The organism is Flavilitoribacter nigricans DSM 23189 = NBRC 102662 (genome assembly GCF_002646595.1).
Lineage (GTDB): Bacteria > Bacteroidota > Bacteroidia > Chitinophagales > Saprospiraceae > Flavilitoribacter > Flavilitoribacter nigricans.
Window position 1 is genome coordinate 62,250 of the sequence record NZ_PDUD01000040.1, and the last position, 14,334, is coordinate 76,583.

At 51.5% G+C, this 14,334-nt stretch carries 9 protein-coding genes; 4 read left to right on the forward strand and 5 right to left on the reverse strand.

The window, feature by feature from the left end; all coding sequences use genetic code 11:
- Nucleotides 1-362: 362 nt before the first annotated feature.
- Nucleotides 363-3,095 (reverse strand): FN3 associated domain-containing protein, encoded by a 2,733-nt coding sequence (locus CRP01_RS32085; RefSeq protein ID WP_099154174.1) that lies wholly within the window; start codon nucleotides 3,093-3,095, stop codon nucleotides 363-365.
- A 906-nt stretch (nucleotides 3,096-4,001) separates the two neighbouring features.
- Here CRP01_RS32085 and CRP01_RS32090 point away from each other — a divergent pair.
- Genes CRP01_RS32090 through CRP01_RS32105 form a run of 4 tightly spaced genes read left to right on the forward strand, consistent with a single transcriptional unit; the run spans nucleotide 4,002 to nucleotide 8,361 of the window.
- A complete protein-coding gene (locus CRP01_RS32090) occupies nucleotides 4,002-4,736 on the forward strand; it encodes a DUF4956 domain-containing protein (protein ID WP_099154175.1) in 735 nt (244 codons plus the stop codon).
- 23 nt (nucleotides 4,737-4,759) lie between these two features.
- Nucleotides 4,760-5,815: an HlyD family secretion protein gene (locus tag CRP01_RS32095; RefSeq protein ID WP_099154176.1), complete on the forward strand. Its 1,056-nt coding sequence runs from the start codon at nucleotides 4,760-4,762 to the stop codon at nucleotides 5,813-5,815.
- The gene (locus CRP01_RS32100) at nucleotides 5,812-7,029 is read left to right on the forward strand and encodes a TolC family protein (protein WP_099154177.1); all 1,218 of its coding nucleotides are present in this window, start codon (nucleotides 5,812-5,814) and stop codon (nucleotides 7,027-7,029) included. The genes CRP01_RS32095 and CRP01_RS32100 overlap by 4 nt, the downstream gene beginning before the upstream one ends.
- A gap of 39 nt (nucleotides 7,030-7,068) precedes the next feature.
- Complete coding sequence (locus tag CRP01_RS32105) at nucleotides 7,069-8,361, forward strand: nucleoside hydrolase-like domain-containing protein (protein ID WP_099154178.1); 1,293 nt, start codon at nucleotides 7,069-7,071, stop codon at nucleotides 8,359-8,361.
- A 27-nt stretch (nucleotides 8,362-8,388) separates the two neighbouring features.
- On the opposite strand, the gene CRP01_RS32110 is transcribed toward CRP01_RS32105, so the two are convergent.
- The 4 genes from CRP01_RS32110 to CRP01_RS32125 all read right to left on the reverse strand — a co-directional run bounded on the left by CRP01_RS32110 (nucleotide 8,389) and on the right by CRP01_RS32125 (nucleotide 14,301).
- On the reverse strand, nucleotides 8,389-10,677 hold the full coding sequence (locus CRP01_RS32110) for a glycoside hydrolase family 95 protein (protein ID WP_099154179.1): 2,289 nt from the start codon (nucleotides 10,675-10,677) through the stop codon (nucleotides 8,389-8,391).
- Nucleotides 10,678-10,804: 127 nt separating this feature from the next.
- Nucleotides 10,805-11,494, reverse strand: a complete 690-nt coding sequence (locus CRP01_RS32115) for a DUF3826 domain-containing protein (protein WP_099154180.1) — start codon at nucleotides 11,492-11,494, stop codon at nucleotides 10,805-10,807.
- A 9-nt stretch (nucleotides 11,495-11,503) separates the two neighbouring features.
- Nucleotides 11,504-13,384: a right-handed parallel beta-helix repeat-containing protein gene (locus tag CRP01_RS32120; protein WP_099154181.1), complete on the reverse strand. Its 1,881-nt coding sequence runs from the start codon at nucleotides 13,382-13,384 to the stop codon at nucleotides 11,504-11,506.
- A gap of 50 nt (nucleotides 13,385-13,434) precedes the next feature.
- Nucleotides 13,435-14,301: a sugar phosphate isomerase/epimerase family protein gene (locus CRP01_RS32125; protein ID WP_099154182.1), complete on the reverse strand. Its 867-nt coding sequence runs from the start codon at nucleotides 14,299-14,301 to the stop codon at nucleotides 13,435-13,437.
- Nucleotides 14,302-14,334 lie beyond the last annotated feature (33 nt).

The window sequence follows — 14,334 nt, forward strand, 5'->3', positions numbered from 1 at the left end:
TGAAAAGTCCCGTAGGGACGAAATGTAGGTAGCCTTCCAATAATTCGGCAAGTTCAGCGTGCCGTAGGTAGGCCATGTAAAACCATATTGCGTACCTACGGCACGCTAAGCCAGGAAATGGTCATTTTGTTACCTTCATTTTGTACCTAAAGGCACATTTACTTCAAATAAAACCGTCGCATAAAATGAAGTAATACCCTTAGAGACCATCAAAAAACCGGGCAATCCTGAACAGAAAAATAACGATTGGGAAGCAGGTTGGTAAATCTATACATGACGCGAAGTGGGTTGGTCCTGACGTGCTAGTCACAGTCAGGATTCCCAAACCGCTTCGGTCAGTATGCTATCCAGTTATCGGCCCGTTAATTCCGGATCACCTTGCCCAGGAACACTTCGTCTTCCGTTTTGATCTGGTAGAGGAAAATTCCGCGTTCGCGATGCTGCGGGTGCCATTCCAGGGCATGTCGACCCCGGGTTTGATATCCGGAAAAAAGCGTTTCTACCTGTCGCCCGTCCAGGGTGAACAACTGGATCTGAACCGGGCCACTTTGGGGGAGGTGGTAATAAATAGTCGTCGACTCCGCGAACGGGTTGGGAAAACTGCCACCGAAAAGACTTTTTTCCATCGCGCCGGGAGAAACCGCCGCCGTGGTAAAATCGTAACTCGCCACCGTGATCGGCGACCATTCACTGCCCGATTTTGCCCGGGCTTTAACGGTTAGCTGGGAGCCAACGGGCAGCGCCCCATCATAACGCTGGGCTGCGGGAGAAACGTTTGCGGTGATCTGCTGCCGGGGATCGCTACCGTCGGTAGTGTAAAAGATCTCCCCGTAATTGGTTGTCATTTCCAGATCGATGGCCTGTTGCATGGCTCCTCCGTAATGGCTGAATTCCGGCGCTTTGATCGTCGGGAACAAGCCATAATTCGTGAACTGTTGCACGACAATATCGGTACGGAAGGGAAAATAGTTATTCATCAGGTCCTGCAGGCGGGGCAACCAAAAATCATTGCGGGTGTACAGGAACCGATCGCCATCCGATGGATCCGCGTCTTTGCGGTAATCCCCCCAACGGGCGGATTCGGCAATAATGGCCAGATCGATCTCGTCCGCCAATTCCTGATATCGTGCGCTTGCTGCTTCCTGCGTCAGCGGTCCGCCGTTGAAGAAGTTTCGCTGAATGTGGTCCGCAAAAAGAATGCGAAAATCAGCATTATCCTGCAATTCGTGGTAAAACCAGCTGGGGTTTTCCTCATTGTTCTCGTCAACATTGTTGTACTGGACATTGGTCATCGAGGTTTCCGCATCCCAGGCGAAAAAGCGGAAACCGGCCTCATTGGATACCCGGTTACGGGCCGCAAACCAGTTGTTATGATCCCAGTCCTCGTTGCCGATATACATGTTGAACTGCATATATCCGATCAGATTTTCAACGTCCAGCAAATTATCCAGCGCCGGATTGACGGTACCGTCCGGATCTTTCCCCTGCACCTTCTGGTAATTGGTGTTACTGCCGAGACCGGCTTTGGTCTGCTCGTACAATCGGGTCCAGGCCGTCCAGGAACCATCCACCGTCAGACCGTGGTCCTTGATCACATCAAAATCATCTTCCTTTCCCTTCAGGTAGGATTCCATAAAGTCGTTGGTCAGCTTTTCGGAAATGTTATACAGCCCCCAATACAAACCGTTTAGGTAGAGGTGAACAAACTTTTCGTGCGCCGCCACCTGCCCTAGGGCACGCTGGGTCACCTTCGCAAACGGATCCTGCAGATATTGGGCATTTTCCCGCTGGACACCGCTGTTTTTCACCCAGGAATAATTGTAACCCGCCCGGAAAACCAGGGCATTGAACTCATCCGTCGCGGTCGGTTCGTCAAACAGGTCAAACTTCAGTTTGGAAGGACCATATTGACTCCGGAAGGATACCCGAAACGAATGCTTCTGGCTGTTTTCCGGCACCCGGCTATTGCCACCGTGTAATCGCAGCCCACAGTTCACCTGAAATTCCTCCTGAGTGTTTGGATCATAGTACTCAATTGATGCCGGACGTTCCCAGTCCTGACCGGTACCGCTGGCTCCACTGTTGCCGGTGTATATGTAAATGCCCCCGAGTTCACTGTCTTTGAGATGGGAGAACAGGAATCCCTTATTGGTGACAATCGAAAGGGTCGGGATGGAGGTTAGGGCATCATCCATCAGGTCTTTGTATTCGGGCGCTTCGACTACCTCCGGATCCATGGCGTAATCCGCCGGCGCGTTGCCGGCCCGGAACTTGTAAGGGCTCCAGGTAGCGGGATAACCCCCCGGATCATTGGGTTGCTGCAGGATGTCCGCAATAAACAGGTAAGTCTGGGTGATAATTTCGCTGTACAGCCCATCCGCATTAATGGCGACCGCACTGAAAGGCGTGGTCGTCGTAATATCCACCGGTCCGCTGTACAAGGTGCCGGTCTCTGCGTTGGGCCGGGTACCGTCGGTGGTGTAGTAGATCTCAAGATTGTTGCCGATGCCGGTGAGCGCAAGCCCAAAAGAGGCATCGTAAAATCCACGGGTATGACTGAACTGGGGAGCCTGAACGATCTCACCCAGGGCATTTTCGGCACCGGGGGTCGGCAGGTCAAAAAATATAGTCTGCCCCTGGTAAAGACCGTAGGAAAAATCCTCCCGCTGAATGGGAAATGCCGGTGCGTAAGCGTGGGAAATGGTCACTCCGTCCGGCTCGACGACCGCCAGGAACTCACCGGATGCCGTAAGTTTGAAATTGGTGTGTAATGGAGCGGAAGGCGAATTGCGCTTTTTTTCAGAAGCAAAGATCAACAGGTATTCGTCGGCTTCGAGCGAAACGTCCGGGATCTCCCATTTCGTCAGGTTATCGGCTTTGTCGGTCAAATACCAACCTTCCAGATGGATGGTTTCCTCACTCGCATTATACAATTCCAGCCAATCGCTGTAATCACCGTCTTCGTCGGCAATCGTAGTAGAATTGCTGGCCATAAATTCGGTGATCAGTATTTTTCCCTGCCCCCTGAGGACGGCAGCGGTACAACAAAGCAATGCCGTTACCATCCAGATCCTGGGTAGTGATCCTTTAATCATCTTGTTTAATCTTTTGATCGGTTATTCGTTTGTAAGAGTGTGTTTGGGATTTTTTCTTTGCGGCGAAAACAGTCAATTTTTCGTTTAGACGAAGGTTATTTTGAAGTGCATACCTGCCCATACGGGCCCGTTCTGGGGAAGGTACGGACTGAAAAATAGCTGAAGTATAAACAAAAAAGTGGCGTTTGCAGCCCGATTAATAATTCCTAAACACGCTCTAAAATAATTGAATACTCCAGCCGGCGTTGCCGTTTAGCAAAGCGAGTAAGATCAAGCTGTCTAATGGGTATGATCTAATGTTGCAAATAGCAAGGAAGCCAATCTGGGTCGTACGCTCCGCAGATCGCAAAAACCTGCGCTAAAAGAGTGGCTCTAAGATAATTATAAATTACCCGGCAACTGAATCAAACCGGGCTTTTCTGCGCTCCCGAGCGGTATTTAACGTTATTATTTACCGGCCTTCTTCAGGGATCATTAGCCCGGTAATTTTGGTGGCTTTTTTTCGTTATATACGGCTGATTTCTATTACTAAATTTGAATTATCGGCCAGTTTTTATCATGTTATTTCCCTGGCCGTCACCCAGAATACTTCACAGAAAAAATAACAATTGTCACCATTGGTTTTCAGTCTTCGTCCGGTATCGACTAATTCCCGTTAAAACCGGATTTGACTAGGATACTTTTAAGATAAACCGTAAATTTGAAGGCTGTAATTTCCACAATTCTAACTGACAGCAACTCCGGAAATCAGCCGCATTTTACAAGCAGGTGTTCAGCCTTTTATAACAAGCGACACGAGCGATGATCAAAGCCTCGAATCGGCTACTATTTTATTGCTCCGGCCATGTTGACCGGGGCATAAACAGGCACTTTTGCCCAAGACGATCATCCTGAAATAATCATTACATGTTCGAATTTCTGATCACGCAAAGCAATACGGAAAATCCAACCATTTTAAGCATAACGATCACGGTCCTGTTTTCCTTTTTCCTCGCTTCCCTGATCGTTGTTACTTACGAATGGACCGACCGAAGTGTGCAGCGACCGCTGTATTTTTTGCAGTCCATGGCGCTGATCTCCATTGTCGCGGCCACCGTGATGCAGGCTATCGGTGATTCCCTGGCCAGGGGGCTGGGCATGCTGGGGGCCCTGGCGATCATCCGTTTTCGTACCCGCCTGAATAATCCCAGGAATATGGCCTTCATGTTTGCCGCTTTGGCCTGCGGTATCGCCTGCGGTGTCTTCGGATTTACCATTGCCCTGGTCGGAACGGTCGGTTTTTGTCTGGCCGCCTTCATTCTCCATTTTTCTCCCCTGGCCGATTCCGGAGAGCTGACCGGCAGGCTACGCGTCACTATTCCCAGGGAAGGAAATTTGCAGAGCGAGATTGAAAATTTACTCCGCAAATATGCGGCCGCCATGGAACTGGAGCAGGTCCGTTTCCCGCGCCTGCGCAGCGCCCGCGAGATTTCGGAGGAAGAAAATCAAAACGAGCCGGATCCGGAAACCTGGTACGACCTGGATTACACCTTCCGGCTGAAAAAGCATCACCTGAGATCGGAACTGGCCGGCGCGCTAAAGCAACTACCGGGTATACTGGACCTTCGACTCCGCTTCAACAAAGGAGCCAGCGATCTTTAGGCGGAATGCCAAAACGACTTTAAATGAGATCTATAAATCTGTTCTATGTAGCAATAGTAGCGGTGGGTTTGTCCCTGTGGGCATTCAACCGATATTATAATCAGGAAGTAGCATTGTTTTACGGCTTTGCGGAAACCAAGGAAACGGAGATCAATTTCAACTATCCGGTGGCCGTGGCCAGCATACTCGTGCATCCCGGTCAGACCGTTAAGGCCGGTACGCCACTGCTTCAGTTGCAACGCATCAAGTCTAAGGAAACCATGGAAGACCAGGGGTTCAAAATGGCGGAATTGAGAGCGGAAGAACAAAGCTGGCTCGCGGAACAGGAAAATAGGATCAGCTTACTGGAACAGGAGCAGATCCTGGAACTGGAAAGTATAAAAGACGAGATCCAAAAACTGGAAGAACAAAAGCAGTTCCAAAACTCCCTGTACGAAGATCTGCAAAGCGTCCGGCCCAACCAAACTGATTATCAGCCCGTTACCACCCGGATCAACACTCTGAAAAAAGAGCACAGCCTACTGTCGGCCGGTTACGCCGAAGAGATCAACGGTATAAAAGAAAAGATCAGACTGGGGAAAAATCCCTACCGGATCGCCATCGACCGACTGGAAGCCGAACGCGATTTTGACCGCGCCAACCAGGTAGTCGATATCGAGCTGACCGCCCCGCAGGATGGACTGATTGGCAATATCCACTGCAAAGAAGCCGAGCATATTCCGGCTTACAATACCCTGGTTACCTTTTACGAACCCAACCCCACCCTGGTCAAAGGGTATGTGCACGAAGACCTTATTCTGGAAGTCGCATTGCAGGATACCTTCATCGTCCGCTCCACTAAGGACGAAGGGATCAGTTGTTACGGAGTGGTTTCCGGTCTGGGTTCCCGGATTGTAGAGATCCCGGAACGTATGCGCAAAGTACCCGAAATGAAAACCTACGGCCGGGAAGTCCTGGTGTCCATTACGCCGGATAACCGCTTCCTCCAAAAGGAAAAGGTCGTACTTGAGTTTTTGCATCCATTGGAAAAACGCACCGCTTCGCGCAGTGAACTGGTGGAATTAAAGGGAACGGAATGAGCAGTCTTTCTATCTTATCCATAGGCAAAAAATGGGTTTGCCTGTCGTTTGGCTTCATCTTTTTGCTCCCCCTATTCGGCCAGGGAACGCTCAGCTCCGACACTTATTTCCGGCAAAACCTGGAGGCGTTCGACCAGGTCCGGCAGGAATACGCCCCTGCAAACTTCCGACCTTCCTGGCTGGAAGAGATCGATATCCGAACTGAGACGGACGACTTCGCACCGGATCGCCAACGGTATCTCCTGCGGGTGAGCCCCAGTACCGGCAAGATCCGCAAAGCACAATCCGAATTGCATCGCCAGTACCGGGCCGGGGCTACGCTTGAATGGGAAGAGGAAAGAGCCGATTGGATCGTCCGCGCCTACACCGAATGGTTAAAACTGTACGATCGCAGTCGGGCACTGGATGGTCTACGGCAACTGCTGGTGGTACTGCTCGACCAGCAACTCGTGATCCAAAAATTAGCGGCAGCGCGAGAAATTTCCATCAAAGAAGTCCTGGAGATCCAACAGGATATTCAGGAAATCCGGATCGACATTTTTTCCCTGGAGCAGGAGCTGAATGCCCTCCGTCCTTCGGGAGGAGATCCGGATTTTACGGACCTCATCCCGTTGAATGCGATCCGGCAATCAATACTACCACCCACTACCGGGGCCTACACCCTGCGCTATCCCGAACTGGAGCAGGAGATGCGGGTAAATACGGCAGAGCTGCAATTGGAAAAGGCCGAAGGTGGTCGGATCTTTGATTTCCTGCAGATGGAATACAACGGTCCGCACGATGATCTTTGGCGGGAAAAAGTAAGGCTAGGCCTCGGTTTAAATATCCCACTCGCTTCGGATCGCAAGTTAAAGATGGAAGAACTACGCATCGAACAGGAAGCTATTAAAGCCCAAACGGCCCTGGAAAAAACGCTCGACAACCGTAGTCTCGAACAGCAACGTTCCGCTCTGGAAGGGCTGTTTGCCACCCTGGATTATGCAACCGATTTACTGGAAGCGGGCAACCGGCAGAGTGCATCCATCGTACAAAAAAGTACGCCCGAATCCTTTTCAACTCCATTACGACAACTGTACCAGCAAGAGATGGAAATTAAGAACGCTTTGCAATTGCAGGCCATTGAACAGGATATTTACGAGGAATATATCGACTTATTGGCGGCCCGGCAGATCCTGTTTCAAGTCCCGTTTGTAAATTACCTAAAGGACAGGTAGTCCAATCCATTTCTTAGTATTCACAAAAACTTCCACCGTATGTCTGCCAGCTTATTGATCCGGCTCTGCCTTTTGGCGTTTATCTTCTTCCCGGCCTGCACACCGGCCGATAATCCCACCTCCGAAACGCCCAAACCCCGCATCTTGATCAGTTCCGATATCGGAGGCACGGATCCCGATGATCAGCAATCCATGATCCACCTGTTGATGTACGCCGACCGGGTACAGCTCGAAGGGCTGGTCGCTTCTCCCTACGGTCCCGGTAGAAAAGAACACTTCCTGGAAATGATCGATCTATACGATCAGGACCGGGAGCGATTACTGGTGCACGCTCCGGATCTACCGGCAACGGATAGCCTCAGAGACATTGTCAAACAGGGAGCTATCGACGGGGCGCCTTTTGCCGGCTACGCATCCCCAACCGAGGGATCGGAATGGATGATCACCTGCGCCCGCCGGTCCGACGACCGACCGCTTTGGGTTTTGGTTTGGGGCGGTTTGGAAGATCTGGCCCAGGCCCTGCACGACGCCCCCGACATCAAAGAGAACATCCGGGTGTACTGGATCGGCGGCCCCAATAAAAAGTGGAGCGTGAATGCTTATGCCTACATCGCCAAGCAGCATCCGGACCTCTGGATGATCGAAGCGAATGCGACCTACCGGGGTTGGTTTATGTACGAAGACTGCCCCGAAGACCTGACGAATGAAGGTTTTTACAGCCATCACATTCGGGAACGCGGAGCCCTGGGTCGGGCGTTTAAAAACTACTACGATGGAAACATTAAAATGGGTGACACGCCTTCCTTAGCCTATGTGCTGGATGGAGATCCGGATGATCCGACGGGTGAGAGTTGGGGAGGAAGTTTCGTGCCGATTGACCATAGTTCCAGGAAAATTTTCAATCGCAATTCCACTGTTAGCGATACGGTAGCGGCTTACGCGGTCATCGAATGGTCGTTCCCGGGACCGGAATTGGAGATTGCTCCCGATTCCGCCTGTTTTACCCTGGAAATTTCGGGGCAGATCTGGCCCGGTTATTACCTGGGTGACGGCATCTATGGGGTACGCTACGCTTCCAAAAAACCGGAAATCTGTACCTACATCACCTCCAGTGAGATCCCCGAACTGGATGGGCTTAAGGGTCAGTTTGTCAGTATTACCCCCTGGCCGGGTAAAAACGGGCCGGATGATTACCAGCTTGGATCGAACTGGTATTCTGACCGTCCGGATCCGGACCTGTTTCTGGAAGAGCAGCAGGGGGTAAAGACCGTTTCCCGGCACCGCCGCAGCTTTCTGCAGGATTGGGCTAACCGCTGGTCCTGGCTGGACTGAATAGCCAGGTCTCTCAGCACTTTCTCATCATTGCATCTCCAGATTACCGTTCAGCGTATAATTTGTTCCAGCTTGCGTATCGAAGGTAATTTCGCGATCGCCGTATTTGAGCGTACAGGGCTTTCCGGCTTTGGACAACACCCGCACCTCATCGAGTTGTCCATTCGACCAGGAAAGATCTAGTTCAAATCCGCCCCGGGCGCAGATCCCCGCAATGGAACCGTTCTTCAATGCTGCGGGCAGCGCCGGTAGAAGGTCAATCCACCCCAGATGGCTCTGCAGCATTAATTCCAGAATGCCGGCCGCTCCACCGAAATTCCCATCGATCTGGAAAGGCGGATGAGCGTCGAACAGGTTGGGGTAAGAACCGCCCCGGGTCGTCCTGCCTTCGGTTTCTGCGGGGCTTAGCAATAGGTGGATCAGATCAAAGGCATGATCACCGTCCAGGAGGCGCGACCAAAAGTTGATCTTCCAGGCGAGACTCCAACCCGTGCCTTCATCACCCCGAAAGGCCAGGGACTGCTGAGCGGCTTTCGCCAATTCCGGCGTTTGTTGCGGACTGATCTCCTTGCCCGGATACAGTCCCCAAAGGTGCGATACATGCCGGTGTTTTTCACCGGGATCATCAATATCCTGCATCCATTCCTGCAACTGCCCGTGTTTCCCGATCTGATTGGGAGCAATTTTTTTCCGCATATCGTTGAGTTCGCGGGCCAGTCCTGCGTCCGTTTGCAGGATGCCGGCCGCTTCACTGGTAATGGCAAACAGGCTGCGTACGATCTGGTGATCCATCGTAGGACCGGCCACCAAACCACCGATCTCGGGAGAATTACTGGGCGTACTGATCAGATAACCCGTCTTCGGATCTTCCACCAAGAAGTCTTTGAAGAACAAAGCGGCCCCTTTGATCAATGGATATTTTTCGCGTAAAAAGGCCGTATCCTGCGTAAACAGGAAATGTTCCCACAAATGGTGGCTGAGCCAGGCCCCGCCGCTTACCCAGATCCCGTGATTGGAGGCATTCACCGGGGCGGCGGCCCGCCAGATATCGGTATTATGGTGCAGCACCCAGCCGTCGGCGTCATAATGTTCTTTGGCCACTACCGCTCCGGTTTCGGCACACTCTTCAATGAGTTGAAACAGGGGCTCGTGGCATTCCGGTAGATTGGTCATTTCTACCGGCCAGTAATTCATTTCGCAATTAATATTAGTGGTCCACTTACTATCCCAGGATGGTTCCAGCCGGTCGTTCCAGATCCCCTGCAGGTTGGCGGGCTGCGTACCCGGCCGGCTGGAGGCAATGGCCAGATAGCGGGCGTACTGCACGTACAGGGCCAGCAATTGCGGATCGTCCGGCTGCTTCCAGAACGAAAAGATCCGTTCATCGGTAGTCAGTTTGCTATTTTCCGTTTGATCCAGATCGATCCGGAATCGGTCGAATAATTCGTGGTAATCTTCAAGGTGTTTTTCCTTGATCTCAGCAAAGCTCAGTTCCGTAAATTTCCGGAAAGAGCGATCGATGTAGCGGGAAGCGGGCCGACTTAGATCTTTGTAATTGACAAAATTGGTATGCGCCGCCAGATACAAGGTAGCTTCGGTGGCGCTGTGCACGCTTATTCCGTGGTAACTGGGTGAGATAATGCCGTCGGTCTTGACCATCAGCATCGCCTTTCCCTCCATTTCTCCGTCGAATACCTTTACATCCAGGATCTGCCGGTCAAAGTCTGTGGATATGGATTTCAGGTGATGTTTGGAATCCAGACTGAAACTGAAGTTAAGCGCATCCGCCTGATCGGCTGTTAAATGTATAGCGATCAGCTGGTCCGGAAAACTGGCAATCACTTCCCTTTTGAAATTGGCACCATCTGCTTTATAACTCACTTCCGCTATGGCATTAGCCAGGTCCAGTTTTCGGCTATAATTCATCGCCGGAGCAATGTGATTGAAGTAAAGGACCAGATCGCCAAACGGCTGGTAGGCTTTCAGCCGCATCGGATCACTCATGAAATGTTCGGTGGCCAGATCTTCCGCTTCATCCTGTTTGCCGGCCCAGAGTAATTGACGAATTTCGTCCAGATATTCATGGGCTCCTTCATTGGCGTAATCATGGGGGCCACCGGTCCAGAGGGTTTCTTCGTTGAACTGGATGATCTCCTCCTCTACTCCACCGTAGATCATTGCTCCCAGGCGACCGTTACCTACGGGTAAGGCCTCCGTCCACTTTAGGGCGGGCTCATCGTACTCCAACACGAGATCCTGGGCGGACAATAGGCCAACAAACAGAAGAGCTAAAAAAAATATAGTATACTTTTTCATATTACGGATTATCTGGCTTCAATAACGATTGCTTCAACTAGGAACTGCCTCGATGATTCCCAACTTTATCAGTAATTTGAGACAGATCTTTTCTACCGGTACCCACGAATTCTCGACTGGTCCGGGTTTATTTTCTCTCCTTTTTCTTTTTATTTTCTCTTTCCTTCAACTCCATCTCCGCCTGCTTCAGGTTGTAACCCCGCTGGGACAAATAGTTGTTGATCCGCCCTTTGAATTTTCCAAAGGTGGCGTGTTTGGCATCCGATGAACCTTTGTCCATGGCTAGTTCGCGGGCTTCGAGCAAACTAGCCAAAATATACCGTTTCTCCTCATCGGAAAGTTTCGGTAGTAGGTTTAGATAACCACCGTAGGTACGGTCCAGCACGCCATAGGTCATGCCATCCTTTATACCATCTACCTGCTCCGGGCTAAGTTCCGTTTGCAATTGCGCCAAAAAATGGGTGTGCAGGCGGAAGATTTCCATGTCAGCTTCACTTTTGAGTCCATGCTTAAGGGCGGAAGCGGTTGCCGGTGCCAGCTCTGTATTCGCTTTTATTGCTGCTAATTTTTCGTCCCGTTGTTCCTCGATCCAGTTAATCGCCTGGTATTGTCCGACTACGATATCGCGTACCCGCTCGTAGGCAGCCGGATCTTTGATCCCCACATCTTTCAGGAATTTATCGACCCGTTTGATCAGCACCTGGGTATACTCCGGATCAAGCTGCGATTCCTCCAGGTCCACCTGGGCGGAGACAGGAACGATGAAGAAAGTGGTCAGGACAAATGCGATTATCAGTTTCAGATCTATGTATTTCATAATTTTTCATTACTGTTTTAAAAGATATTGATAGGCTTCCTGCAGTCCGGCTTTAAGCCGGATCGAGTCGGACACTGCCGGACCGTTATTTTCCCACTCATTACCCGGACCGGGTGCGTTGGAAAAGAACTTGTCCTGCTCCGTCCAGTTGTTGATGGCCCGGATATAGGAAGATTTCTCATCAAAATAGATGTATTGAAAATGATCGGGAATATGCGCGTAGGGCGCTTTTTCCAGATGATGGATGCTGTTGTCGCGGATCTCCGTATTGGGCTGGGCGGAAAGCATATAAATGCCGCCCACATCGTACATATTTTTGGCAAAGTGGTGGATATTATTGGCAAACACCCGGTTATTTTTCAGCGAGTTGATCGTTTTGGTCCATCCCCAGCCGACACAGATCCCGGAGTAATTGAGGTGACTGACGTCGTTGTGTTCGATGTTGATGTCGTGGGCGTATCCTACACTGATCCCGACACAGCCCCAGTCCTCGTTCGTACAATCCGTGATGCGGTTGTTGGCAATGGTCTCAAATTGACAAACCAGCCGCTCATCGCTGGGATCGTAAGGCAAATGGGCTTCCACCTCCGGACTTCCGAAAAATCCGATCTGAATACCGGTACCACCAATGTCCCGAAAGATACAGCCTTGCACCAGATTGTGATGGGTTCCGCCGACAAAATCCAGTCCCGTCGCCGCCAGGTGTTCAAAACGACAACGCTCAAAGCGAATTTGATGGGCGTTTTCCACCGTTACCGCAGCGGACTGCCGTTCGATCCAGGCCTGGTTTTCAAGACCGGCTTTATCCGGCGTTCCCGGTTCCTTCAGCTTGTAGGCTTCCGTGATCGACCAGCCCGCCTGCAAAGGCACGTGCCCTTTGACCGAGGGACGCAACCAGGTGGCGTGCTCAAAACCAATTCCGTCAAAATAAAGATGACTGACGGGCTGATCCAGCGTTCCTTTGATCTGCACTATCTGGTCCAGTACCGGCACCATGCACTCGTCTTTTTGCAGGTCCTCCCCCACTCTGGGCCAATAATAGAGCTTGCCGGTCGCCAGATCGGCATACCATTCTCCCGGAGCATTCAGCAGACCCAGGGAGTTCGCAAAGTAAAAGGCCGAGTTGCCGTTCTGTTCCTTTTTTTCGTCAATGAATGGAGCCGGCCAGGGGTGTTCAAACTCAATCTGACTTTCCGGCTGCCGAAATTTCACCAGGGCCTGATCTCCTTCCACGCTTACTGTACTGACCCGCAACATCGCGATGGCCCACCACTGGTGGATCACGAACTCCAGTTGCCCGGGCGCATACAGATCAAAATCCGGAACCGGGATCCACATTTCTTCTTGCTGCTTATCTACTGAGAGGATCCGATCCAGTGGCCCGTCGTTGAGGGTGCTCGCCCGGATTGCTTTGCGGCCGTTCACCCACATCTGACGGAATAGGAGTCGCCGGCCATCAACGATGGGAATATCCGCTACCCACACTTTGCCTTGCGCCGCTTCGGGCAAGCCGGGCAGTTCTCCCGACAAACGGCTCCAATTCCGGATGGTCGTTCCGCCACTTAGAATGGGATTGGCGCCCTGAGCTGCAATGATCCGGGTGGGGCTGGTCGCCGTACCGGCATCTTCCGGCCGGAAGACCAGGGGTTCGATCAGGGTGTATTTACCGTCTTTTAGGATGATATTGATCCCATCCGCAATCGATGGATCACCCAGTCGCCGCAATTCCCGCGCTTTTCGCTGGGCCATGGCGATAGTCAGTAAGGGAGCTGATTCCGTACCCGGATTTCCGTCATTCCCATTGGGGGCCACCCAAATATCGGCTGCGATTGCCGGGTTCAGAAGAGCAAAGCTCAGTGTACAAACTATAGTTAAGAGGTAGATTTTCATGTTTGAGGCTTGTCAAGGATAAATGACACCACCGGCGGTTTCCCCAGCGGTTATTCCTGAAATACGGATCTTAGATACCGGGTATTTGCACCGAAATTTCCCACTACATTTCTAACCTGATCCTTATCCCGGGAGCGCTCGATCACCAGCCAGCCGCTCCATTGCAGTTCATCCAGTACTTTTTTTACACGCTCCATATCGATGCGGGTATTGTGCTCCAGCAACACGCCGTCGGTATCCGTACAGTGGATCTGACAGATCCGGTCTCTACCCAGGGTTTTCAATTCTTCGTACAGGTCCCGACCGGCTTCCAGCGGATTTTGAAAATTGAAGTAGATCTTTATCGCATCCGAACCGATCTCTTCGAGCAATTCCACTTCTTCGGAGGCGGGCAGGGCCGTTTCGATGCCGATGACCACTCCGGCCGCTTCGGCTTTCTTCCCAAATAATTGCAGGCGTTCCACAACGGCCGCTCTTTTCTCAGGGAATTTCACCAGATCGCCCTGTACACCTAATGGCAGAAAGGCCACCTGCACGCCCAGTAGTTGCATGGTATTGATGCAGTCATCCATGATGCGTTCGATACCTTCCCGTTCGGCGAAGTTCTGAGCGTAAAAGCCGGACATGGCGATGGAAGCGATCTCCAAGCCGGTCCGCTCGGCGGCATCAATGAATTGCCGGCGCTGAATGGGGTCGAGCAATTTGTTGTCAAATGTGGGCCGGTTGCCCAGTCCGCCCATATCCAGTTCCAGTCCGTCAGCACCAATCTCTGCGGTACGATCGAATGCCCCCAGCTTTTGTCTTTTCAGGATCATCCAGTCACAGACCGCAATCTTGTAATCGGAAGTATGCTGGGCCGTAGCCATCGAAGGCAATACGCTTAGAGTCAGACTCAACAGCAGTAAGGTAATTCTCATGGAGATCGCTTTGATTTTTGTGCAGAGTGGTTC